This window comes from Pseudomonas sp. PB105 (genome assembly GCF_009764655.1).
In the GTDB taxonomy this organism is placed as follows: Bacteria; Pseudomonadota; Gammaproteobacteria; order Pseudomonadales; family Pseudomonadaceae; genus Aquipseudomonas; species Aquipseudomonas cyclaminis.
In genome coordinates this window covers 1-21,907 of the sequence record NZ_RWIO01000052.1, presented here as the reverse complement: position 1 = coordinate 21,907, position 21,907 = coordinate 1, and the positions used below count along the sequence as shown (strand labels likewise).

20 protein-coding genes are annotated in these 21,907 nt (G+C 58.5%); 6 read left to right on the top strand and 14 right to left on the bottom strand.

Going from position 1 to position 21,907, the window contains the following annotated elements; all coding sequences use genetic code 11:
• Nucleotides 1-5: 5 nt before the first annotated feature.
• The 4 genes from EJD88_RS13640 to EJD88_RS27380 are packed head-to-tail and all read left to right on the top strand — an operon-like array spanning nt 6 to nt 5,170.
• Nucleotides 6-857 (top strand): ABC transporter permease, encoded by an 852-nt coding sequence (locus EJD88_RS13640; protein ID WP_099584191.1) that lies wholly within the window; start codon nt 6-8, stop codon nt 855-857.
• Nucleotides 854-2,254 (top strand): ABC transporter ATP-binding protein, encoded by a 1,401-nt coding sequence (locus EJD88_RS13635; protein ID WP_099584190.1) that lies wholly within the window; start codon nt 854-856, stop codon nt 2,252-2,254. Before EJD88_RS13640 ends, EJD88_RS13635 begins: the two co-directional genes overlap by 4 nt.
• Nucleotides 2,255-2,308: 54 nt before the next feature.
• Nucleotides 2,309-3,463 carry a hypothetical protein gene (locus EJD88_RS13630; protein WP_158878220.1) on the top strand — a complete coding sequence of 385 codons (1,155 nt, stop codon included), beginning with the start codon at nt 2,309-2,311 and terminating at the stop codon, nt 3,461-3,463.
• Between the two features lie 3 nt (nt 3,464-3,466).
• On the top strand, nt 3,467-5,170 hold the full coding sequence (locus tag EJD88_RS27380; protein WP_158878219.1) for a hypothetical protein: 1,704 nt from the start codon (nt 3,467-3,469) through the stop codon (nt 5,168-5,170).
• 45 nt (nt 5,171-5,215) lie between these two features.
• On the opposite strand, the gene EJD88_RS13620 is transcribed toward EJD88_RS27380, so the two are convergent.
• A complete protein-coding gene (locus EJD88_RS13620; RefSeq protein ID WP_256674399.1) occupies nt 5,216-6,208 on the bottom strand; it encodes a glycosyltransferase family 2 protein in 993 nt (330 codons plus the stop codon).
• Between the two features lie 491 nt (nt 6,209-6,699).
• On the opposite strand from EJD88_RS13620, the gene EJD88_RS13615 reads away from it, so the two are divergent.
• Together EJD88_RS13615 and EJD88_RS13610 are read left to right on the top strand one after the other, a co-directional pair.
• Nucleotides 6,700-8,508, top strand: coding sequence for a monovalent cation:proton antiporter-2 (CPA2) family protein (locus tag EJD88_RS13615; RefSeq protein WP_158878218.1), 1,809 nt, complete (start codon nt 6,700-6,702; stop codon nt 8,506-8,508).
• Between the two features lie 72 nt (nt 8,509-8,580).
• Entirely contained in the window at nt 8,581-9,135 is a 555-nt protein-coding gene (locus tag EJD88_RS13610; protein WP_158878217.1) for a hypothetical protein, read from the top strand.
• A gap of 183 nt (nt 9,136-9,318) precedes the next feature.
• On the opposite strand, the gene EJD88_RS13605 is transcribed toward EJD88_RS13610, so the two are convergent.
• From EJD88_RS13605 to EJD88_RS13545, 13 genes are all read right to left on the bottom strand, one after another.
• Nucleotides 9,319-10,038, bottom strand: a complete 720-nt coding sequence (locus EJD88_RS13605; protein ID WP_158878216.1) for an alpha/beta hydrolase — start codon at nt 10,036-10,038, stop codon at nt 9,319-9,321.
• 11 nt (nt 10,039-10,049) lie between these two features.
• Nucleotides 10,050-10,805 (bottom strand): precorrin-6A synthase (deacetylating), encoded by a 756-nt coding sequence (gene cobF, locus EJD88_RS13600; protein ID WP_158878215.1) that lies wholly within the window; start codon nt 10,803-10,805, stop codon nt 10,050-10,052.
• Nucleotides 10,806-10,814: 9 nt separating this feature from the next.
• On the bottom strand, nt 10,815-11,405 hold the full coding sequence (locus tag EJD88_RS13595) for a histidine phosphatase family protein (protein WP_158878214.1): 591 nt from the start codon (nt 11,403-11,405) through the stop codon (nt 10,815-10,817).
• Between the two features lie 61 nt (nt 11,406-11,466).
• Entirely contained in the window at nt 11,467-12,444 is a 978-nt protein-coding gene (locus tag EJD88_RS13590) for a LysR family transcriptional regulator (protein ID WP_099584180.1), read from the bottom strand.
• 51 nt (nt 12,445-12,495) lie between these two features.
• A complete protein-coding gene (locus EJD88_RS13585) occupies nt 12,496-13,437 on the bottom strand; it encodes a peptidylprolyl isomerase (protein WP_158878213.1) in 942 nt (313 codons plus the stop codon).
• Nucleotides 13,434-13,895, bottom strand: a complete 462-nt coding sequence (locus EJD88_RS13580) for a YbjN domain-containing protein (RefSeq protein WP_099584178.1) — start codon at nt 13,893-13,895, stop codon at nt 13,434-13,436. Before EJD88_RS13580 ends, EJD88_RS13585 begins: the two co-directional genes overlap by 4 nt.
• 20 nt (nt 13,896-13,915) lie before the next feature.
• Nucleotides 13,916-14,542 carry a DNA repair protein gene (locus EJD88_RS13575; RefSeq protein WP_099584177.1) on the bottom strand — a complete coding sequence of 209 codons (627 nt, stop codon included), beginning with the start codon at nt 14,540-14,542 and terminating at the stop codon, nt 13,916-13,918.
• Between the two features lie 18 nt (nt 14,543-14,560).
• Complete coding sequence (locus EJD88_RS13570) at nt 14,561-16,261, bottom strand: putative porin (RefSeq protein ID WP_158878212.1); 1,701 nt, start codon at nt 16,259-16,261, stop codon at nt 14,561-14,563.
• 42 nt (nt 16,262-16,303) lie between these two features.
• Nucleotides 16,304-17,008 carry an energy transducer TonB gene (locus EJD88_RS13565; protein WP_112194824.1) on the bottom strand — a complete coding sequence of 235 codons (705 nt, stop codon included), beginning with the start codon at nt 17,006-17,008 and terminating at the stop codon, nt 16,304-16,306.
• A 3-nt stretch (nt 17,009-17,011) separates the two neighbouring features.
• On the bottom strand, nt 17,012-17,437 hold the full coding sequence (locus tag EJD88_RS13560; protein ID WP_016980095.1) for a biopolymer transporter ExbD: 426 nt from the start codon (nt 17,435-17,437) through the stop codon (nt 17,012-17,014).
• 11 nt (nt 17,438-17,448) lie between these two features.
• Entirely contained in the window at nt 17,449-19,248 is a 1,800-nt protein-coding gene (locus EJD88_RS13555; protein WP_099584174.1) for a DUF2341 domain-containing protein, read from the bottom strand.
• A 24-nt stretch (nt 19,249-19,272) separates the two neighbouring features.
• A complete protein-coding gene (locus EJD88_RS13550) occupies nt 19,273-20,856 on the bottom strand; it encodes a ShlB/FhaC/HecB family hemolysin secretion/activation protein (protein ID WP_158878211.1) in 1,584 nt (527 codons plus the stop codon).
• Nucleotides 20,857-20,915: 59 nt separating this feature from the next.
• Entirely contained in the window at nt 20,916-21,509 is a 594-nt protein-coding gene (locus EJD88_RS13545; RefSeq protein WP_158878243.1) for a transposase, read from the bottom strand.
• Nucleotides 21,510-21,907 lie beyond the last annotated feature (398 nt).

Here is a 21,907-nt window from a genome sequence, read left to right as displayed (position 1 = left end):
CCCTAATGAGTACCGAAGAAAAAATCCGCCCGCATCTCAAGGAAACGGTTGTCAATAATTCCCGCCGTTTCGACTTGCGCGGACTGATCAAAACCCTATGGGACTTTCGATTACTGTTGTGGGTATTCTGCAAGCGTGATCTTAAGGGACGTTATACACAGACGATATTCGGATTGGGCTGGGTCGTTCTGACCCCGCTCATTACCGTTGGCGTATTCGTTATCGTGTTTGGCATCATGGTGAAGGTGCCGACTGATGGTCTACCCACCATTATGTTTTACCTAGTGGCGGTCATACCCTGGTACGCCTTCATGAACGTCCTCAATCCCTCGGTTCAGATGATCGAAGGCAACGCCGGCCTGATCACCAAGGTCTACTTCCCTCGCCTGCTCATTGGCGGTGCGTACGCTGTAGGCGCGGCAGTTGACTTCCTGATCGCCTACACGTTACTGATCACGCCTTTCGCCATTATCTATGACGTCTGGACGATTCAATTGCTACTCATCATGCCGTTGCTACTCGCCTGTACACTCATGACGGGCCTCGGCATAGGCCTGATGCTCGCCCCTTTGAATGCCAAGTATCGTGACGTAAAACACTTGGTCCCGCTGGCATTACAACTTTTTTATTACTCAACTCCTGCTATTTACCCGGTCTCGGCCGTCCCTCCGTGGGCAAAACCCTGGTATGCGGTCAATCCGCTCTCTCTGGTGATTACCGGCTACCGTGACGCCATGCACGGGCACTGGCCCGCGCAATCCACCCTGCTTACGCTCATTGCCATTGCGGTGACTTGCTTCTCGGTTGGCGTGTTTATATTCCAGCACTTCGATAAAAATGTGGTAGATACCCTATGACATGGGCAATTCGTTGCGAGAACATTTCCAAACTTTACCGGATTGGCAAGTCGAACGTTACAGCTGCCGAAATGATCAATATGCGCATCCGGTGGATGCTCGGCCGAGTGATTAACCCGCTGCAAAAGTCGAAAAGCGCGAAACCTGTGGAAACCACTCACGAATCGCACACTATTCTTGACGCCATGCAGACCCAAGATGCGCCCGCCAACCACTTCTGGTCTCTAAAGGATGTGGACCTGGAGATAAAACAAGGCGATCGAGTCGGGATTATCGGTCCCAACGGCTGTGGCAAAAGTACACTGCTGAAAATCTTATCCAGAATCACTTCACCCTCGCATGGTGGATTTCGTTTCCGTGGGCGCCTGATCAGCCTGCTGGAAATCGGCACAGGGTTTCACGGCGATCTAAGCGGCCGCGAAAACATCTACCTCAACGGCTCGATCATGGGCATGAAGCCTCAGGAAATCAGTCGCCGCATCGAGGAAATCATCGAATTCTCGGAACTCGGCGAACTGATCGACACGCCAGTGAAACGCTATTCCTCAGGCATGTATGTGCGCCTCGCTTTTTCGGTGGCAGCCCACCTCGAATCCGAGATCCTTATCGTCGATGAAGTTTTGGCCGTAGGTGATGCCGCGTTCCAGAGACGCTGCACCGAAAAAATGCTTCAAGTTGCGGACCAGGGACGCACACTGCTGTTCGTCAGCCACGACATGGATGCCGTCAACCGCATTTGCAATAGAGCCGTACATATGGCTCACGGGCGGATCATCAACGACAGCAAGATCGAACTGCCAAAAAGCGTCGAGGACAAACTACTTTCCACCCAAAGCGTTTCAGACATCACCCGCTCGTATATACGCTCAGGCATTCAGCTAACACCGGCAGTCACTTGGGCAGAGGCCAGCGCACCGATGTTCGACGACTGCGTAAGACTCGACTCGATTATGGTGCTTGATCAAAACGGCAAACCGAGCCCGGAATTTGATGTGAAGGAAGAGTTTGTTATCGAGGTCAAGTTCACAGTGCTTGAGGCGAAATGGCCGATCAATGTCCATCTTCATCTGAAAGACCTGGCGGGTCATTATGTATTGGTGAGCATGGACAATTTGTACACCGGCACTGAAGTGCGGGCGGTGGGCCAACATATCGAGCGCTGCACTGTGAAGTCGCCGTTGCTCAATGTTGGGGACTATCGTGTCGATGTCGACCTTTGGCCTGGCGCTGAAATCGATCACCGCATCATCAAACAGGCCGTTATCAGCTTTACGGTTGCCGATGACAGTGAGCCGACCGGGGTTCGCGGGAACTGGCCCAACGCATGGCCCAACTGCATGGTGCGGCCTCACCTATCCTGGGACGTTGATACGCCCGTAAACCGTCCGGTGCGATAGTCAGTGGTCGTTGACAATACGCACACCCTTTCCCCAGTCTTCCAGGGGCAAGACGTGATTTTGATCTCGTCTCCACATCAACTTTTACATGCTCTCTGCGCGCTTCGATTCGATAGAGAAGCCAGGAACCTTGCAATAGAAAGCCCGGCCACTCTTGTGATGTGGTCCTATCAAGTAACAGACCACTCGCCAAACTCGCAAAGCAGGCAATTCTTTGATGCCGCACTCAAAGGTTTTCCGTTCATCACCGCAATGCTGCCATCACTAAAAGAGCGTAAAGGGCCATTATCAGCGTACCAAAAATTGTCAAAACGCTCAGCGTGGCTCAGGGATTATTTGAACATTGTTCCTGGAGAATGTGCAGCGTTCTATTACGCGCACGATGCTAGCTCGGAACATACTGCGCAGGTATTCATGCAGGCTCTATCGGCAAAACGAAATATTTGTTATGGCGACTCACCGGGATTTCTCTATCCGCCTACAAAGCCCCCTGCCCCGACCTTTGATTTCAGCCTTCGCGGGCTAAAGAATTTTTTTTGGTTCACCCGCGTGAACATCGCAGCGCAATGGATTGCAGCGGAGACGGCGTTGACCGTGATCGATTTTGATGATCTGGACCGGTCCCTTCCCCACCCTCACCACACCGTCATACCTAGCGAGATTCTCGTACAGACTCTCACTACGCTGAAGCGGTTTTTCACGCCTGCACTACGGCTTGAACAGGAAATCGGCGCCAGGTCGGAAACGGAACTCGCTTGGGTGCTCATCCTCAGCAATTTCACGAGCAGTAAACTGACAGTCGAGTCGGATGAACTCGAATTGTATGTCCAGATCTGCAGAAAGCACATAGTACCGGGTGGGACAATTTACATTAAAAGGCATGCGGGAACGCCTGCTGCATTCGTCACGCAGTTATTACGGCGTCTTGACGACTATAAAGCAGAAAAGCTTCCTGACCGCCTGGATTGCTTGCCTATTGAGTTCCTAAGTCAAGTACTCGAATCGTGCGGCATCATTTCCGTGTCGTCCGCATCAGCGCTGTTGAGCTTACTGAATGCTCCCCGTCTGATTCATGCACTCACTGCAGAAAATATTGACTCTTTCTTTCGCCCCCACCATAAAAAATATATGACTCTGGCAAACGAACAAATATTAAAAAAAACCAAACATGCCCAACCTGCACTTCCCCCCAACATCTTTAAGAACTGAATAATGCTCCGTCTCAATATAAAAAATGTTCCCTTCGTATTTATTACGATAATGACCGCTTTCGCTTTCCCAACGCTAGTGATTGCCCAACACGAAGAAAAAAACAACGTCACTACCCTCATTGAAAGCGTCCCCTACACTATCAGTAAGCCAGGAAACTATAAGCTGGAACGATCGCTGCAAAGTGATCGTAACGGCATTGAAATTCTCGCCAGCAACGTCATCATCGACCTCAATCAAAATACAATCAATGGCCCAACTGCAAGTGACAATATCGGATTTGGTATATTTTCCTTCGGCCAAAGTAACATAACTATAAAAAACGGCTTGATTCGCGGTTTTCAGTACGGCGTTTATCTTTCCGGATTTTCCGATCTCGCCACCGATTCTTCAACGCTGAAAGGGCGCAATCATTCAGTCAATAATATGGATGTTCGCTTTAGCACATTCAGGGGAATACGGGTTGAGGGCGAAAACTCAGTAATTTCTGACAATGTGATTTCAGACATTGGCGGAGACACTACCATTGAGAATGCATACGCCATGGGAATCGAAACTTATGGCAAAGAAATCCTCATTCAAAATAACAGCATTATGGAAGTAAGAGGTCAAGGAATTCAGGATATAGGTGAGGGCGTAGGGATTTCACTCTCCCGATATGGTGAAGGCAGCGTCGTGGACAATAACAGAATAGCCAATCGAGAGTTTGAAATAAGCAGCAGCTCTCCCGCCTGGCAAAACAGATCGAGGTCAACATACGGCATATGGGTAGGCGGTGATGGCGTCCAAGATATTGTCATCAGCAACAACACAATAAACAACTTTAAACAGGGCATAACTTTCAAACGATCTGAATCGGGCTCTTTCTCTGGCAACCGGGTTACCAATGCATTTATTCCTTATTACCTTCCTGAAAATCAAGAGAGAATAAGAGTCGTAGATCTAGGAGGCAATACATCAGATGAACAAACCCTTGAGTTGAAGCCTGGGCGGGCAACACCGGGCCAGATCGAAACGGTGGAGCCTCCTTACCTTACCTATCTTTCTCCTCTGCATCGCCACTCCAACCCTGCCTTTCTTCCTAGGCCAAACCCTACCAATGGCGACGATATCATCATCGGAATTGGTGAGCGGAACATGGTCGATTATTGGTCCCCGATCGACCCGAGCAAACCCGATAGCCCCGTATTTATTGACCTGATGGCAGGACGAGCGTCCGGTGGCGGTGGCAACGACCGCCTGATCAACATTCGTGGCGCCCAAGGCTCCTCATACGACGACATCATCCTCGGCGACGACCACGACAACTTACTGGCTGGTGGAAGTGGCAACGATCGTATTGAAGGCATGGAGGGTAATGACTATCTCTACGGCGATGACGGAAACGACGTACTGTTTGGCGGCCCTGGGGATGATGTCCTTGATGGCGGTGACGGTAACGATATTCTTTGGGGTGGCCCGGGCGCTGATACTTTCATTTTCTGGAAAGGCAGCGGCGGCGGAGAAACTATCATTGGAGACTTTTCAGGCAGTGTGGGTGAGCAAGATAAAATCGACCTTGCGGGCATTTTAGCCACCTTCGAAGACGTACTGGATGCGTCCGCAGAGGTGGGTGATGACCTGCTTATCACGCTGAACGCAGATGACTCAATCTTACTGCTCAATATGAAGAAAGAGGAACTCACGCCTAGTGACTTCATTTTCTAGCATATATACATCAGGCGCTTGCCAGCAGGCTCGCGCCGCCTGTCCCTATACACGACGCATAATTACCGCGACTACCAAACCGAGATTCCCCATCAGCGTCTGACGATATACTCCCGAGCCTATAAAACCCAAAACACGTCCAAAAAACCTATTCTTCCTTGCCTCAGAAAAACGCTCAAGAGTATTTCTGTTGTCCTCTGTAAACCGATGACTGATTGCCTGCAACGAAACAATATTGTTATCAATCCAACGCTGATAACGTCCACGCCACAGCTCCTTTGCACGCTTACTATTATTGCGAAATCCACGATTTGTACCAATGCAATTCAAGCTGTGCTGGCGATAACGTACCGTGGGCGTTGCATCATAGTAAATTCGACCATTACAGCCGCTGACAATCATGTATGCCCACCAGTCGTGAGACGCCACGGGCACACTATCACCGGCCTCACGGATCAGATCCATCAGTGCCTGATTGAAAACCATTGTATTTCCACCTGCAATATTTTGAACGAGTGCGTTCTGAAATGTTGCTGGCTTTGAAAAAAAGGAGGAAAGCCCTATACTTTGGCCATACTCATCAATTAGTTCTGTGCGAGAACAATAGAGCGCCGGCACAGAACTATCACCACTGGCAAGTCGATCTACCGCTATCTGGAGTTTATTTTCATTCCAAATATCGTCCTGATCACACCAAGCATAATAGTCGGCTTTTACATTGGCGCGACAACTAACAGATAAAAAGTTCCTGGCAAACCCTTCTACGGGACCGTCAGTCAGCTCAATACACTCATATCCCAAACGCTCGACATGGGCTGCGACAATAGTTCGCGTAGAATCACTTGAGCCATCATCAGAAACATAGATCTTAAAATTCTGATGGGTCTGACGAGAAATTGAAGCTATTTGCTCTTCAATAAAGCGCTCACCATCTCGTGTGCACATTAATACGGCAACAGAAGCACTAGCAGCCAAGTCCACACCATCCATTGGCAAAAAATTGGAGTCTAAACCCTTTGAAATCCTGTCTACGGTCACGTTTCGCAAACCCCCTAAATCTAAGTATCAGCTCCGACAGCAATAAAATTTAGCGCCTCACAAAAAATGAGAATACTTTCGAGCTATTTTTCGCCGTAAACGTCAAATTGGCCATGCCCACAAAGCGCTACTATCGCGTATCAGAAAAATCTGATCTCGAATTAGCATTTTCCACGGCAACTGTAGGATTGTCTATCCTAGTGCGATTAAAAATTGACTTTCTAACACATTGCAAATTGCCACTAGTCGAGTACTCATCAGCTGCCGCGGATGAAATATTTGGCAGATATGACAGCAGACCTTCTAAGAAGAAAGAACATCCGCCCTTCCGAAACTCATGATTTGAATGCGGTTGGAACTTTTCTCGCTTCCTGTGAATGAGATTTTCAGCCCACGTTCATTGACATTCACCGCAAAAACACAATTTTCAAAATGTAAAAAGCGCTCTAATACCCGCCTGTTGAATGGTTTTGAATATCCTGGAGTTCGCAATGCCCCATGAAGGCAACCTGTTACAAGCAGCCGTGGTGTTCCTCCTCGCGGCGGTGCTGACCGTGCCCCTGGCCAAGCGCCTGCAGTTGGGCGCGGTGTTGGGCTATCTGTTTGCCGGTGTGATCATCGGCCCGTCGGTGCTGGGCCTGATAGGCAACCCGCAGAGCGTGGCGCAGTTTTCGGAGTTGGGGGTGGTGTTGCTGCTGTTCATCATCGGCCTGGAACTGTCGCCCAAGCGCTTATGGGTGATGCGCAAATCGGTATTTGGCGTTGGCCTGGCCCAGGTGCTGCTGACCGGAATGGTGATGGGCGCGGTGGCGCTCTGGGTATTTGGGCAGGCCTGGAACAGCGCCATCGTGCTGGGCCTGGGCCTGGCGCTGTCGTCCACCGCGTTTGGCCTGCAAAGCCTGGCCGAGCGTAAGGAGCTGAACCAGCCCCACGGGCGCCTGGCGTTTGCCATCCTGCTGTTCCAGGACATCGCGGCCATCCCGCTGATTGCCATGGTGCCGTTGCTGGCCGGCAGTGATCACCCGACCACCGAAGCCCAGGGCCTGCAGCACGTTTTGCAGATCCTCGGCAGCATCGCCGTGGTGATCATCGGCGGGCGCTACCTGCTGCGGCCGGTATTTCGCATCGTTGCCAAGACCGGCCTGCGCGAAGTGTCCACCGCCACCGCGTTGCTGGTGGTGATCGGTACGGCCTGGCTGATGGAGCTGGTGGGCGTGTCCATGGCTCTCGGCGCCTTCCTCGCCGGTCTGCTGCTGGCGGACTCCGAATACCGCCACGAACTGGAATCCCAGATCGAACCGTTCAAGGGCCTGCTGCTGGGGCTGTTCTTTATCAGCGTGGGCATGGGCGCCAACCTCAGCCTGTTGGTCAGTTCGCCCCTGGTGGTGATTGGCCTGACCCTGCTGCTGATCGGCCTCAAGCTGCCGCTGCTCTACGCCGTGGCCCGGCTGGTGGGCGACCTTAATCGCGAAAGCGCCCTGCGCCTGGGCGTAGTACTGGCCGCCGGCGGTGAATTCGCCTTCGTGGTGTTCAAGATCGGCCGCGACCAGGGCCTGTTCGAACCCCACCTGTACGACATCCTGGTGCTGACCATCACCCTGTCCATGGCGGTAACACCGCTGTTGTTGCTGGTGTGCCCGAAGCTGTTCAAGCCCAAGCTCAAGCCGGTGGAAGTGCCCGAGGAATACCGCGCCATCGAAAGCGATGCGCCGCGCGTAGTGATCGCCGGCATGGGCCGTATGGGCCAGATCGTGGCGCGGATCCTGCGCGCCCAGAACATCTCGTTCATCGCCCTCGACACCTCGGTGGAAACCATCGAACTGACCCGCAGCTTCGGCGGCATGCCGGTGTTCTATGGCGACCCGCAACGCCCCGAGATCCTGCACGCGGCCAAGGTCGACCAGGCGGAGTTCTTTGTGATCGCCATGGATGACCCGGAGATCAACATCAAGACCGCCGAGCTGGTGCGCAGCCTCTACCCGCACATGAAAATCATCGCCCGCGCACGTAACCGCCAGCACGTACATCGCCTGGTGGACCTCGACGCCTCGCCGGTTCGCGAAACCTTCTATTCCAGCCTGGAAATGAGCCGCCGCACCCTGGTCGGCCTGGGCCTGAGCCAGGCCCAGGCCGATGCGCGCATCACCCGGTTCAAGAACCACGACCTGCAAGTCCTCGCCGCCCAGCACGCGGTATACGACGACGCCGCCAAAGTGATGCAAACCGCCCAGGAAGCCCGTACAGAGTTGGCGCGGCTGTTTGAGATGGACAGACTTGAGGAAGAGTCCGACAAGGCGTGAGGATGGAGATGAACGATATTGAGAATTTTCTGACAGAATGTTCCGCAATTTCGTTCATCCCTGGAGCGTTTCATGGCCACTTTCACCAAGACCGCCGCCCTGCTGGCCCTTGCGCTTACCGCCGGCAGCGTATTCGCCGCTGCGAAGCCGACCACGCAGACCATCTCCACCCTGGGCGGCAAGTTCACCTTCAGCCTGCCCAAGGCCTACACCGCCGACACCCTGCCGGCGGGCAAGGCCGAGGATGGCACTGCCGACACCCAGGGCACGATGTACGCCAACCAGACCACGAAAAGTGTGGTGATCGTCGCCGAAACCGTGCGTAACGACGGCGTAACCATCAAAGACAACGACCCGCAGTTCCTCGACGGCGCAGTGGCCGGTTTCGTCAAGGACCAGAGCACCGTCCTCCCCGACTTCAAGAAGCAAAGTGAGAAGAAACTGACCTTAAAGGGCATCGGCCTGCGCCAGGTGGACAGCACCGCCACCCAGGGCGGCGGCAAAACCTTGAACTCCACGTTCCTGGGCGGTTCGGGCAATCACCTGCTGGTGATCCAGGCGATCTCACGGGCGGATGATGCAAAAGGACATGCTGAACTGGTGAAGCAGATCACTGGCGGCAAGTAACCCATAGTCCTGATAACACCAATCAAGGTGGGAGGGGGCTTGCCCCCGATAGCCTATGTACACCGACAAACCGCCATCGGAGGCAAGCCTCCTCCCACATTTGAACTGAGTACACCCAACGAGGCTTGGTCATCTGCCAGACCGTCACGGTATCAAGCCGCCTCCCACCTTTATTCAGCGCGCTCACTTCAAATTCGTTTCCAGCCAGGCCTTCAAGTCCTGCACTTCCGCCTCGCTGACCGTGTGGTTCATCCCCGCATAACCATGAAACTCCGGCTTCAACCCCAGCCCCACCAATACCTCGTTCGCCCGCGTCGCCGACGCATAGGGCAGTGCCTGGTCAAGGGTACCGTGGCCAATAAAAATCGCCAGCCCGCCCAATCGCTCATCCGGCTTCAGTTCTGCCTTGAGCACGGGCAGCAGGCTACCGCTCAACGCCGCAATACCGCGCACCAACGTGGGATCACGTAACGCCACCTCGTAGGACATGATCGCGCCCTGGCTGAAACCCACCAGGAACACCCGATCAGGTCGGGTGTGGTACTTGGCGGTGGCCTTGGCCACAAAGTCGTTGATCAGCGCAGCGCTGCTCTGCAAATCGGCCGTCACACCATCGTAATCACCGTTACCCGGTGTCTTGGTAAACCAGCGAAACCCGCTGGGCTGCACCGGCATCGGCGCCCGCACCGACAGGTAGGTCCAGGTGGACGGCAACGCGTCCTTGATGCCAAACAGGTCTTGCTCGTCACTGCCAAACCCGTGCAAAAAGATCACCAGGGGCTGGTTGCGTGCATCGCCCTGGGTCTGCTCCAGGTACGACAGCGGCAAATCGGTGTGCAGTTCCGCATCGGCCTGAGCGACACTGGCCACCAGGGCAAGCACGAGGGCGAACAGTTTAAGCATGGGACGTTACCTCAAGGTTTGCGCAGTAAATACGTGTCCATGATCCAGCCATTGGCCAGACGCGCGGCCTTGCGCACCCGTTCGATCTCTTCAGCCACGTCGCTGACTTTGCCGCTGATCAGGATTTCATCGGGCGTGCCCAGGTAGGCGCCCCAGTAAATATCCAGATCCTGATCTGCCACCGAGCGGTAGGAATCTTCGGCATCCAGCATGACCACCAAGGTGTCGGCATCGCTGGCCTGCCCCGCCGCCAACCGGCGTCCCGTGGTGATTTCAACGGACTTGCCGATGCGGTTCAACGCCACCTTATGCTGGGCCGCCAGGGCCTGCACGCTGGTGATGCCGGGGATCACTTCGAATTCGAACGCGCAACGGCCGCTGGCCAGAATCGCCTGCAGGATACGAATGGTGCTGTCGTACAACGCCGGGTCGCCCCAGGCCAGGAACGCGCCGACTTCACCGTCAGCCATTTCCTCATTGATCATGCGCTCGAAGGTGGCCTGCTTGTCACGGTTGAGGTCCTGCACCGCTGTGGTGTAGTCGATTTCACCGCGTACACGCTCGGGGCAGTCGGCCTCGACAAACCGGTAGCCGGGCTCGGTGATATAGGTCTCGCAGATTTCGCGGCGCAGGTCGATCAGCTTGTCTTTGCTCTGGCCCTTGTCCATCAGGAAAAACACGTCGGTGCGGTTCAGCGCCTTCACGGCCTGCATCGTGATGTAGTCAGGGTTGCCGGCGCCAATGCCGATGATCAGGATGCGTTTCATGGGTTGCTCTCATTGCGGGGCGTGGATTTTGCCATGATCCCGCGCCTGGGCGTGAGTTTCCAGGCGCAGGCGCCACACCGTGTTGAAGCGCAGCTCGGTGGCGGACAGCGGTTCGACGTCGATCTGGTAGAACATCGACACCGGACATTGCATGACCTGCAACAGCGCGGCGCGGATCACAAACGGGTGAGTGACGGCCACGACATGACCCGGCTGGCTTTCGAGGGATTGCATCCACCGTGCCACCCGCGTGCAGAGCTGATCGACCGATTCACCGCCGTGGGGCGCGCAGGTGCTGTCGGTGAGCCATGCACTCAGTTCATCGGGCTTCACTTGCGTGATGTCCAGGCCTTTCCAACGACCCAAATCAGCATCACGCAGGGCCGCTTCGACCACCGGATCAGCGCCGAACAACCCCGCCGTCTGCAGGGCTCGGGCTTCAGGCCCGCACAGCAGGCGTGGGCTTTTCCTGTAAAGACCGGCCAGGGACAACGCCGCGCCTTGCCAGTCCATGGTCACCGGCTCGTCATCGGCAAAACGCGCGTGTTTTTGATACGCAGTGGCCGCATGGCAGATAAGGGTTAAACGGGTGGCCTGCACGCAGATCGCTCCAACGAGGTAAGGCCAGCAAGCCTGGCCCAGTTGTCGCTGCGACGCAACGCTAATCAAACCACTCCCGCCGCCCCTCGAACGTGCTGACGATCAACGCCACAATCATCTGCACCGCCTCGGGGTGGCTCACCTGGGCATTCACCGCCAGCCACACCTGGCGCTGCATGCTTTCGGCCAACAAACCCGGTAACGCCACCAGCCCGCGGTCGAAGCTGCTCATGTAGTGCGGCAGCAAACCGATACACGCACCGCAGCGGATCATCTCCAGCATCAATGAATAGGCATGCACCTGCACCACGGCGGCCAGGCGCTGCTCCACCACCTGGTTCCATGGCTGCAAGACGTCGACCTGGGCGTCGGGTTGCCATTGCACCAGCATGTAGTCAGCCAGGTCTTCCACGCTGTCCGGGCGCGTGGTCAGCCGCGAGTAGCGCTTGGCGATGTGCGGCAAATAGTGCAGGCGCGCCAGGGCCCTTGGCGGTTCGGTGACAAAGCCCGGGCCGGGCACCGGGCTGTCGCTGTCCGCCAGCCACACCACCACATCCACGTCCACCGCTTGCAGGGACAATTGGCTGTCGATGGAGATGATTTCCAGGCGCACGCTGGCGTTGCGGCGCAGCAAGGCGATCAGGTCGCGGCCGAGGATGTCATGCAGGATCGGCTCGGCCACCGCCACGCGGATCAGCGGCTGTTCCACCACCGGCAGGCGCCGCTCATGGGCCAGGGCGATCAGTTGCGCTTGTAATTGCTGGCCGTCGCGACTCAGAACCAGGCCGTTGCCCTGATAGCTGAACAACGAATGGCACAGGTGTGCTTCCAGCTGCGCCAGGCGCTTGCGCAGCAGCGTCGCCTTGATATTCAGGCTGCGCGCGGCCTGCATGAAGCAACCGCAGCGCGCACTTACCAGAAAGTAGCGCGCCACCTGCGGGTCGATTTCATGGGCCAGGGCCAGCCAATGGCTGCGCGGCTCGGCCACTGCGCGATAGGCGGCAGGGCCCTGAAGGTTGGACGGTTCCAGTAATGCCATAGGAGACTCCCTGTCTTGTTGGTCTATGCATCCAATGCGGGTTGACGCGCGTTACTCCAACACTTTGTTCAGCTCGGTACCGTCGATGCTCAAGGTCGCGGTGTTGAGCATGCCCTCCAGGTAGGCCTTGGCGATCTGCTCCTGACGCTGGGCACGCAAGGCCTGGGTCAAGCGTTCACGCAATTCATCAAGGGTTGCCGTACGCGCCGGTTGTTGGCCGATCAACTTGAGCACATGGAACCCCGCCGGGCTCTGCACCACGTCCGACACCGCACCGACCTTGAGTCGCGACACCGCCTCGCGCACTTGCGGCACCAGTTGCTGCAACGGCTGCATCCCCGAATCACCTCCGCGCGCGGCGCTGTCCGGGTCCTGGGAAAACTGCGTGGCCAAGGCTGCGAAATCTCCCGGTGCGGCCTGGGCCTTACGGCTCAACTCCTGGGCCTGACGGCGCACGGCGTCGAGGGCTTGCGGCTCGTTTACCGCGAGGAAAATCTGGCTCACCCGGTACAACGGCGGCGTCACCCATTGCGCCTTGCCGCTGTCGTAGGCCTGTTGCAACTCGGCAGCGCTGGGGTAATCGGCCGGGACTTGGCTGACCGACAGCATGTAGTCGCGAAACACGATTTGCTCGGTGGCGGCGCGGGTCTGTTGCTCCACCTCCGGGCGCTGGCGCCAGCCCTGGGCGTCGGCCTGTTCGAGCACGGCTTTTTGCGCCAGGCGCGAGCGGATCCAGGTTTCCAGGGCGCCGCGATTGCCGCGCAATTGCTCACGGGATTCGGCTGGCAGGCTGGCGAGCACGTTTTTCAGTTCCGCCAGGTCGATCTGCTGGTTACCCAGGCGCGCCACCGCCGGCCCGGTTGACGCCGGGTTGATCACCGGCGCCGGTTGTTGCGCCGCCACCGGGTCGCTACCGGGTCGCAGGCTCAACGCCACAGCCACCACCAGCACGGCCAGCGCACCCGCGCCGACCATCAGTGTCGGCTTTTTCACAGGACAGGCGCCTCTTCCCCAACCGCTGCGGCCTGCAACTGCGCCGCGTGCTGGCTGTACTCACGCAGATAAACAATGAATTCCTGCAACAGACGGTCCCACAGTTCCAACTGACTGCGCAGGTGCGTGGCGCCGACGCCGGCCACCACCACGTCCATTTCCATCAACAGGAATTCACCCTGCACCGACAACCGCGCAAAGCGGCGCGAGGCGTTCCACACCTGGGCCAGGCCTTCAGGCAACTCGCCCTGGACCCGCAACGCGCAGCTGTACGTGAAGTCCACATAGCTGCCCTGTTCGGCCGTCGGGTTGCCGAAGCGCACGGCAAAACCGATGCCCTGGCTGGCGCTGAGCAACTGCACGATGCCATTTTGCTCGCTCTGGTTGACCCGGTAACCGGCTTCCTGCAACAGCTCGGTGAGGCTCTGGACGCTAACGCTGGTGATCAATTCGCTCATGGTCTGTTCTTCCTTGTCGATCAGTGGGTGACGCCCGCCTGGGGCGCATCAAAACGGCTCTTGTACAAATCGTCGCCAAAACCCTGGGCCAGTTCTTCGAACTTGACCCGCGTGCTGCTGGCGAAAGGCTGGCGGATACTCATCACCTGGGCCACATCGATTTTTTCGTAGGCGGTGAGCAACTGCTGGGCCACGCCGTACATCTGTTGATTCTTGACTGAACATTGCTGCACTTGTGTGTCACGCTCGCCCAATTGCGCCTGCAAACGGGCGCGCTCGGCCTCCTTGCCCTTGGCCAGCACCAGCAACTCGTCATAGGCCTTCTTGAACTTGCCGATCTGCTCGTTGCTCGCATTCACCTGGGCTTGCGCCTGGCTGTGCAGGTTTTGTTGCTGGCCGGCCAGTTGCTCGGCCACGCCACGGGCCTTTTCCAGCTCGGCGGTCAGTTGCTTGATCTGTGCCTGGGCCTGCCTGGCCTGGGTTTCAGCAGCGATGCGTGCGGCACTGGCCTGGGCCTGCTCGCTTTGCAACGCCTGCAATTGCTGGGTGGTGCTGCGCAGTTGGGTACGCAGACGCTCCTCCATGCCTTCGGCGCAAGCGCCGCTGGCGACAAACAACAACAGCAGCCCGCAGATTCGCGTGTTCATGTGGCATCTCCGTGCGCATCAAAAGCGCGTGTTGAGTTCCAGTTGCATCACATCCACTTCAAACGGCTGGCCATACACTTCGGACGCGCTCAACCAACGTGCGCTGGCGTAGATGTTCTTTTCGATGCCGTAGTTGGCGCCAATGAAGTAACCCTTGGCGTTGGTGCCGCCCAGGTGAAACGAGGAGTCATTGAAGCCGTCAGGCAAGGCGTCAGGCTGGATGTACTTGTAGCCGGCCAGCACGTTCCAGTCGCCACGCTTGCGCATCTCCAGCGCGCTGCCCAGGGTGAACGAGACCATCAAGGCATTGCCGCCACTTTCAAACTGGCCGTCGCTGTTGAGGTTGTTGACGATCTGGCCTTCGCTGCGCTTGAGCATTTCGCCCTTGTCGTAGGCCAGGTTGTGGATGAAGTTGCCCTGGCTGCGCAGCTTCAAGTCACTGGGCAACTCGCTGTCCCAGACGGCGTTGAGGTCCAGCACGTTGAATTTGGAGGCCAGGCCGACGTATTGCGGCTCCGGCGTGAGGCCAGGGGTGGCCGGGTTGGGCGTAATGTTGCGCAGGTTGAACACGCTGTTGCCCTTTTGCATGAAGGCCACGCGCGAGCCGTCTGTGTCGCAGCCGGGCTGACCTTGCCACGGTTTGCAAGGGCTGGAACGCTCGCCTTCGATGTCCTGGAACTGGTAGTAGGCAGCGGCAAGCTTGAGTTTGTTGCTGCGGTTGATCTTCCAGTCCGCACCAATCTGCCCGCCAAACAACCATTTGGTGTCGCTGTCTTGCTTGTCCACACCGTTGCTGCTGGCAGTGTCGGAGGTGTACTCGACCGGGAACGCGCCAAGGGTGCCGAACAGGCCCCACTCGCTGTTGAGGCTGTGATTGAAAATCGCCGCCACGCCATCGAAGTTGAGGTCGTTGGAATACATCATGTCGCTGGAATAAAACGGGTTGCCGATGCGCCCGCCGGTCAGTGTCACCGCGTCAGAGGCTTTCCAGCTCAGGTAACCCTGGTCGAGCCAGATGTCTTTCTTGCCGAACCCACCGCCCAGGGTCTGGGTGGTGGACACCGGGTTGTTGTCCGAACCGGTACCCAGGCGAATACCGGCGGTCCATTCCGGCGAAATCACCGCTTTCATGCCCAGGCGGGCGCGCAGGCGGAACAGGTTTTCGCGGTCCTCGCGGGTGTTGAGCAACGGCGGGAACCGCGTATTGGTGCCGGGGTTGACGTCATACGGGCCCGAATCGTTGAGCTTGGCGTAGTCGGTGATGGTGTCGTCGTTCTTGCCCGAAAAGTACCGCGACTCGTCGCGCAGACGGATATCGCCATCAAAACTCACCCGTGACACCCAGTCCGGGAAGGTGTTGGGTTGCGCCCAGTTTTCCTGCTTGGCGGTGGCCATGACTTCAGCCTTCACCTGGTCGCGGATCTGGTCACGTACCGCTTGCGGCACGTACTGCACGCGCACATCGCCCGGCGCTGCAGCCGGGCCGCTGGCAACCACCGGCGCCGCATTGGCCTGGCGTGCCTGCAAGGCTTCCTTTTCGGCCTGGGCAATCAAGCCGTTGGCGGTGTCCTGGGTCAGCACGCCCTGCTGCACCAGCAGGCGGATCAGGTTGATGGTGACGTTTTCCGAAGGGGCAACCGGGGCTGCCGCCGCCTGGCCGACCAGGGTCGCGATGACCATGCCAACCGCCAGGGTCAGTCGATTCACGGGGGAAATCATGTGTACGCAACTCCTGTAAAAAACCGTTGAAAAAGAATTCGTTCAATCCGGGCGTCGGCCCTTGAGGGACAGGCGTACCGGCATCGTCACCGAGGCCGGCACCCGTTGTGTGGCATGGGGCGCACGCAAGGCGGCCAGGACCTGAGCGTCGGTGTCCGCATCGCCGCTGGACTTGGCCAACTGCGCACGGGTGACCTCGCCTTCGGCGTTCAGCCACAAGTCCGCCTGCACCGTGTAAGCCTTTTTGCGTAACTCCGGGTCTTCGCGCAGCAAGCGTTGAAACACTCCGGCCAGGTACTGCTTGTAAGTACCCGCGCCAAGGCCACCGCCGCCGGAACCGGCCATGCCGCCGCCCTTGCCTGCACCGATGTTGAAACCGTCGTTGCCCGACTGGGCATCGCCATCGATCTGCATCGGGTTGGCCAAATCATCGGCCGGTGACGGTGGTGCTTCTTCGGCTGGCTTGACCTCTTCCGGCTCGGGAGTGGGCACCGGTTCCGGTACTTTCTCTTCCACCTGAGGCTCGGGTTCCTTGGGCTTTTCCGGGGGCGGTGGCGGCGGTGGCGGCAACGGAATAATCGTCGGCACCTTCGGCGCTTCACGGCGTACGCCACTCATGTCATTGGCCCACTGCCATAAAAACCAGGCCGCCACGGCCGCCAGCAGCAGGCCAGCGCCCCACTTCAGCGGGCGCAGCGGTGGCGTTTTCTTGACCGGCAACGACGAGATCGGGATCTGTGCGGTCATGACTCAGCCCTGGCTCGGTTTGCCGGTGACCAGCCCGACCTGGGACAGCTCCAGCCGGCGCAGCAAGTCGAGCACCTCGATCACCTTCTGGTACTGCACCATGGCGTCGCCGCGCACGATCACCGGGAAATCCGGGTTCAGCGCTTTCTCGATGCGCAGGCGTTCTTCCAATTCGCCGAGGGTCACCGGGTAGGCATCGAGGAACACCTGGCCGCCGTCGTTGACGGAGATGGCCTTGGTCTTGGCCTCCGACAACGACACCGACGCACTGGCCTTGGGCAGATGGATCTGGATGCCCGAGACCTGGGCAGTAGCGGTGAGGATGAACATCACCAGCACCACCATCAGCACGTCCACCAGCGGCGTGATGTTGATACTGTCGACGGCCGCATCATCGTCATCGTCGTGGGAGGTATTTACGGAAGCCATGGCAATTCTCCTCAGGCCGGAACCGACGCGTGATGCTCGCGGCGGTGCGCGGTTTCACTGTGCTGGCTCTCGCCGTGCATCTCCGCCAGGCGGGTGATGAACTCGTCGACAAACACGCGCATGTCGGCGCTGACTTCCTTGTTGCGCGTGATCAGGCGGTTGTAGCCAAACAGCGCCGGGATCGCGACGAACAGGCCCATGGCCGTGGCCAGCAAGGCGGCCGCCATGCCGGGGGCAATCGCGTTGATGTTGACGTCACCGGCCATGGCCGTGCCGAGGAACACCACCATGATCCCCAGCACCGTGCCGAGCAGGCCGATGTACGGGCCGCCGGCAATGGCGTTGGAGAGGGTCGAGAGTTTGGAACTGAGTGCCTGGTTCTCGCGGGTGCGCACGCCATCCATGGAGCAGCGGATCGCTTCGATGGTCGCCGCCGACACCGACGAGGTATCGGCGCCCTGGGCGCGGCGCGTGCGAATCTCCTTGACCGCCACCAGGTACAGGCGCCACAGCGAGGAATGGGTCAGGCGCTCACCCAGTGGCGCGTCGTCGGCGTACATCTCCAAGCGTGTGCCGATCTGCGCGAAGTGCTCGCGAAACACCTCGTTGGCACTGCTCACGCGGCTGACCTGGCGGTTCTTGCGCAGCATGATGACCCACGACTGGAACATCATCGCCACCAGCACCAGGATGATCACCCAGGCATCCACCGGCACGGCGTTGAGCAAAAAGCCCAGGCTGCCGAAGCCCATGCCGGACTGTTCTTCATCCACTCCGTAAGCCACCAGTTTCGACTCGGCGCCCTGGGCACTGGCATCGGCCAGCAACAGCGCAGCCGGGCGCGCCACTTTGGACAGGCGCAGCTCATCCATGGCCCCGGCGAACGGCAAGTGCGTGCTGCCCGCTTCCGGCAGGTCGGCGCCCACCGCCAACGACGTGTTGAACGCCGGCATGGCCACGGCAAGGCTGGCGGTTTCGCGGCCGTTCACATACAGCGCGACTTTTTCACCCTCGGCGGTGAACGCCAGGTGCTGCCATTGGCCGGGGTTCAGCGGCTGGGTCGAGACGGCTCGCTGGCCGTCGATGTCCACAAACGGCATACCCTGATTCAAGCCCAACAACAGGCTGTGGGCGCCGTCGCGGCGGGCCAGGACGATTTGCTCGCCACTGGCCTGATCCAGGCGCAACCAGGCACTGAAGGTAAACGCACCACCTGCGGCATGTTGCAGCGATGGGCTGGCCGGCAACATCAGCGGCTGGCCGCCGAACTGCAAGGCGCGACCGATCACGCCGTCGATGCTCGCACCGGTGGCGTTCAACGCGGTGTTGGCGTAGGCGGTGGTGTCCCGTGGCGGCGTCGCATTGGCGCCGTCAAAGTGATAGAGCGCGGTGTAATTGGGGTCAAATGCCAGCTGGCCGTTAGCAGTGGCCGGGGCCTTCTGGTTGCCGTAGTACATCCACAAATCCTGGCGTTGGCCACCTTCGACCTTGGGCACATCGACCCAGATCAGCGCCATGCCCATCAACGGATCAAAGCTCTCGATCTGGTGATTGAACACGGTCTTGTCATCGGCACTCACAAAGCGCAGATCGCTGCCGTCGTCCTTGACCCCGTCAAAGGTGAAATTGCCGGTGTGCAGGCGCACCAGCAGCGCGGTGCGACCCAAGGCCTGGTTGATCGCGGCGCCTTGGGCGGTGGTGTCTACCGAGATCTGTTTGCGGTAGTGCCAATCGTCCTGCCACCAGGCGTGGGCGGTGGCCGGGAGCGCGAAGCCCAGGCAGATCAACAGGCTCAGAAATAGGCGTTGCATGGGTGAAGTCTCCGGAAGAAAAAGTCAGAACGTCGCCTGCACACTGAAGTGCAGTCGCGAATCCTGTTTCTGGGTGTTCGGTCCATCGAGCAGCGGGTAGCCCCAATCCAGGCTGCCGGACAACCATTTGCTCAAACTGGCGCGGGTGCCCAGGCCGACACTGGCCAGGCTGTATTCGTCTTCTTGCTCGGGCAGCGGGTCGTGCAGGCGCAGGCGCGCACCTTCAGCGAACGCATAGAAGCGCCACTCCTGCACATAACTGCCGAGGAACTTGGCCAGGGACGGCGTGCGCAGCTCCTGGGACAGCAGCAAGCCCTCGTCCCCGGTGCGCTCCGCCGCCAGGTAGCCGCGCACCGAAGTGGCGCCGCCGGCCGAGTACTGCTCGTTGGACACCAGCGGCCCCGAGGCCAATTGGAAACCGGCCTTGGACGCCGACTGCCAGTCGTTGGCGAAGGTGTAGCTGTAATTCAGGTCGCCCTTGAGCACGGCGAAACTGGCGCTGGCCTTGTAGCGTTTGTAGTCGAATTCTTCGGCGTCGCTGCCGTAGCCAAAGAAGGCGCGGGTGCCCACCACCAGGTTCAAGCCCAGGCCCAACTGGGATTGCTCGGTGTAGCGATAGCCGTTGTAGCCCAGGGTGAACGGCGCGTACTTGAGCGGCACCTGGTCGCTGCTGGAACCGAATTTCATCTGCTCGTCGAAGTCTTTGAAGTCGATACCAAACGAGAAGGAATTGGCCCAATTGCCGGCGGCTGGCAGGTTGTAGATCGCCGACACCCCATAGGAATGGCCCTTGCCGAGCACATTGCTGCCACCGATCGTGGCGATGTTGCTGTCGGACTGGTAACCGGAAAACTGCAAGGTCCAGCGCTCATCCAGCGGCGCGCTGTAGGAGCCCGACCAGACCTTGGCGTTGTCGGTGTCCTGGGGCGCGGTGAAGTACGTCAGGGAAATGCTGTGGCCCAGTTGCCACAGGTTGTCATAGCCCAGGGTCGCGACCGAGCGCAGCTTCTCGGTGTCGGCGCTGTAGTCGTTGTTCAGGCCGATACTGGCGTGCCAGGGGTTCTGGTCTTCCACCTGCAAATCCACATCCATGGTGCCGGGGCGCTGGCCTTCGCGCACCAGCGGCGTAACCTGGCGCCCGGCACTGCGGTTGAGCCCGGCCAACTGGATTTGCACGCTGGCAAAGTCCGGCACCGCGCCCTCCTCCAGGCCCGGCACTTGCTCGCGGATTTCCACCGGCGAGTAGTGCTTGGCACCCACCACCCGCACCCGGCCGACCTTGGTTTCGCTGACTTGCAGGTAGACGATGCCGTCATCGACCTTCTGCTCCGGCAGTTCCACAAACACCGACTGGTAACCGCGTGCCTGGTAGATCTTCTGCAGCGCCTCACGGGCGCCTTCGATATCGTCGAGGGTCTTTTGCGGGCCCAGGAACGGGTACACCGCCTCCTCGATAGTGGCCGCATCGAGCACGGTATTGCCGCGCACGAAGTACTCGTTGACGTCCACTTTGCGTGCCGGTGCTGCGTCCTCCGCGAACGCGGGGTGGACCATGGCCCCCAGCGTCAAGCAGCACAGCACCAGCGTTGATTTGAACAGATGCTCCACACCGCCCCCTGACGTTCTAATGGTTATCGCCGCTGCCACCGGCACGGCGCCCGGCCGGCTCAATTGCTGGCGATCGAAGTGTTGCCGTGCCGGGCCAGCCAGGTGTGCAGCAAGGCGAAGTTCAGCGAGAACTCCGGCATGTGCAGCAAGGCGCCACAAAACACGTCACCGATGATTTTCTGGATGAGCTGCACCGCCCGCGGGTTGTTGAGCAGCGTGGCGATGTCGCGGGTGAGCACATGGATGCTCCAGACCTTCTGGTTCAGGTCCAGGCCGACGAACCAGCGGAACAGCAGGTTGTAGTTCAGCTGTTCATGCAGTTGCTGCTCGCTGGGTACCGAGTACAGCAGTTGCAGCAGCAGGATCTGCAGTACGGTCTGCGGCGCGATCAACATCGAAGGCTCGGCCACCAGCCAGTCGCGGTGCCGGTCGAGGACGTCGTCGATCTGCGGACGCAGCAACACCAGGGAATGGCCGGCGGGGATATAGCTGGAGACTTCCTTCAACGCGCCCTGCCAATCGTCCTGGGAGACGATCCACACCCAGGGTGCGCCGTAGCGATAGACCGACACCGGCTTCTTGCGCGCGGCTTCGACGATCTTTGACAGGCGCTGGTCGAGCTCCTGCATGCCGACTTTTGAATAACGTTCCATAGATCCCATTGCCCCACTCCTGGCGTCCTGCTGGCGGCTTTGAAAACACCTGCGCGGTGTTCTTGAGCGCGTTACACAGGAGAGACGGGGATGGGCTTGGACTACCGAACTTTTGTCATGAAAGCTTCATTTTTTCTGATGTTTGGAGACCCAATGTGGGAGGGGCTTGCCCCCGATGAGCATAGGTATCTACACAACTCTCAAAGGCTTACACATAACACTGTGGTGAGCGGGCTTGCCCCGCGCTGGGTGGCGAAGCCGCCCTAAAACCAGGTGATCGGGTTCTTGCTGATGCTACGCGGTGTTTGTTATTGGGGCTGCTTCGCAGCCCAGCGCGGGACAAGCCCGCTCACCACAACAGCCCATTTGCCATAGATTCAGCATCCACTGGAAGTTGT

Excerpts from the sequence above, each read along its gene's own strand:
- EJD88_RS13545 (WP_158878243.1), bottom strand. The coding sequence starts at position 21,509 with ATGGAACGTTATTCAAAAGTCGGCATGCAGGAGCTCGACCAGCGCCTG.
- EJD88_RS13555 (WP_099584174.1), bottom strand. The coding sequence starts at position 19,248 with ATGCAACGCCTATTTCTGAGCCTGTTGATCTGCCTGGGCTTCGCGCTC.
- EJD88_RS13580 (WP_099584178.1), bottom strand. The coding sequence starts at position 13,895 with ATGAGCGAATTGATCACCAGCGTTAGCGTCCAGAGCCTCACCGAGCTG.
- EJD88_RS13640 (WP_099584191.1), top strand. The coding sequence starts at position 6 with ATGAGTACCGAAGAAAAAATCCGCCCGCATCTCAAGGAAACGGTTGTC.
- EJD88_RS13635 (WP_099584190.1), top strand. The coding sequence starts at position 854 with ATGACATGGGCAATTCGTTGCGAGAACATTTCCAAACTTTACCGGATT.
- EJD88_RS13615 (WP_158878218.1), top strand. The coding sequence starts at position 6,700 with ATGCCCCATGAAGGCAACCTGTTACAAGCAGCCGTGGTGTTCCTCCTC.
- EJD88_RS13610 (WP_158878217.1), top strand. The coding sequence starts at position 8,581 with ATGGCCACTTTCACCAAGACCGCCGCCCTGCTGGCCCTTGCGCTTACC.
- cobF (WP_158878215.1), bottom strand. The coding sequence starts at position 10,805 with ATGAAACGCATCCTGATCATCGGCATTGGCGCCGGCAACCCTGACTAC.
- EJD88_RS13590 (WP_099584180.1), bottom strand. The coding sequence starts at position 12,444 with ATGGCATTACTGGAACCGTCCAACCTTCAGGGCCCTGCCGCCTATCGC.
- EJD88_RS13565 (WP_112194824.1), bottom strand. The coding sequence starts at position 17,008 with ATGACCGCACAGATCCCGATCTCGTCGTTGCCGGTCAAGAAAACGCCA.
- EJD88_RS13605 (WP_158878216.1), bottom strand. The coding sequence starts at position 10,038 with ATGCTTAAACTGTTCGCCCTCGTGCTTGCCCTGGTGGCCAGTGTCGCT.
- EJD88_RS13575 (WP_099584177.1), bottom strand. The coding sequence starts at position 14,542 with ATGAACACGCGAATCTGCGGGCTGCTGTTGTTGTTTGTCGCCAGCGGC.
- EJD88_RS13560 (WP_016980095.1), bottom strand. The coding sequence starts at position 17,437 with ATGGCTTCCGTAAATACCTCCCACGACGATGACGATGATGCGGCCGTC.
- EJD88_RS27380 (WP_158878219.1), top strand. The coding sequence starts at position 3,467 with ATGCTCCGTCTCAATATAAAAAATGTTCCCTTCGTATTTATTACGATA.
- EJD88_RS13570 (WP_158878212.1), bottom strand. The coding sequence starts at position 16,261 with ATGATTTCCCCCGTGAATCGACTGACCCTGGCGGTTGGCATGGTCATC.